General features: G+C 34.3%; 1 protein-coding gene. It reads right to left on the bottom strand.

Annotation, left to right across the window (positions count from 1 at the left end):
- Positions 1 to 143: 143 nt before the first annotated feature.
- Positions 144 to 521 (bottom strand): hypothetical protein, encoded by a 378-nt coding sequence (locus HEN21_RS22475; protein ID WP_000724992.1) that lies wholly within the window; start codon positions 519 to 521, stop codon positions 144 to 146.
- Between the last annotated feature and the right edge of the window lie 847 nt (positions 522 to 1,368).

Genomic DNA, 1,368 nt, shown 5'->3' with positions numbered 1-1,368 from the left:
GTAAAATTTAGCCTCTTCTTATTATTTTATGATTTGTACTAAATCATTTAGTAGCTAAATATATAGATTACTATTCATAGTACTGTCTCGTTGATAGTACGTATTCCCCGAATATTTAAAGCCTGCCATGATTGTCTTTTTCATTACAGGTTATCTATTAAATTACAGTTGGTGAAAGTCATATATATCGCATTATCAGTAATACCGATCATATATACAGGTTTTTTCTCGTATTCATATATATAAATGTAGTCGGGGGTATTTACGCCCATGGCAAACAATCTACCATTGACTTGCTTTAGTGGTTTGTATGTTACCGATTCAGTGCCAAAGTTACTTGACACATTTCTATTATCGATACTTATATACCCCGATTGATTGAATGAATCGAGGGGGATGTTACGCTTACCTACTTCCTTAAACATATATACATCGCACCGATATAGTCCGTCGTTAGCAAGTTCTACATTTGCCAGTACAGAAGGGACGATGAATATTAGAGCCAGTACTATTTTTTTCATTGTGACTTATTCCAGTTAGTTACTGTGAGGAATTAATTGTTGAGACTCTTTTTGAAACTGCAATACTTCATCAATGGATTTTTTATCGGTACGCATTAAGAATCATATAGTACACCAACTACTATGGCAACTATGAAAATTATAAATTATCCCGATATAGTTGGTTGGTTTCGAGAACTCAAATTCAGTACCGCAATTATTTGGACAATCAATTACCCTAGATACGTTTTTATGTGTGCCTTATGCTCAATATAGCTATGAATCTTTATAAGGCGATCTACAGCAATGAGACAACCACCTGTAAAGGTGCTTCTTTGTTTTATGGTTTTGGCTTGCGTGATTTCTTTGTTTTCGCTGCTTTAGTGATTAAATCAGTATATTTCTTGATACTCTTCTGTAGTTTCTCGTCTTCTGATAGTTCCTCTACAACGTCCTGTACGCCCCTTAGAATGCGTTCTACTTCTTCGGCGTCGCGTTGTACGTCTTCATGTACTCCATACTCTACGTAGCGTCTTAGGGCTTCAATATTGGGGATACTATAGCTTGCTACAACTCCATCAGTATGATGAATGTGTAGGTCCAAGCCACCGTTGATATATGCAGTTGAAAACTTTTGGCATATAATTACCTATATAGAAAGCAAAAAAGAAATAAGTTATTAAAGTCCACACTGACCATTTTGAAAAAAGTGACTTTGATTTTTCTTGGAAAGTTTTTTTAAGACAACTATTTAGTAAGAATATTGATACAAATAAAATCAAGTTTATGATAAAGAATTTCCACTCCATCAATATATCACCCAATATTAGCATAGGAGCCATCATTCCAGTACTAATTACAGTAATAT

Origin of the sequence: Escherichia sp. 93.1518, assembly GCF_013368915.2 — a bacterium.
Classification (GTDB): Bacteria; Pseudomonadota; Gammaproteobacteria; order Enterobacterales; family Enterobacteriaceae; genus Escherichia; species Escherichia ruysiae.
This window is presented reverse-complemented; position numbering and strand designations above follow the sequence as displayed.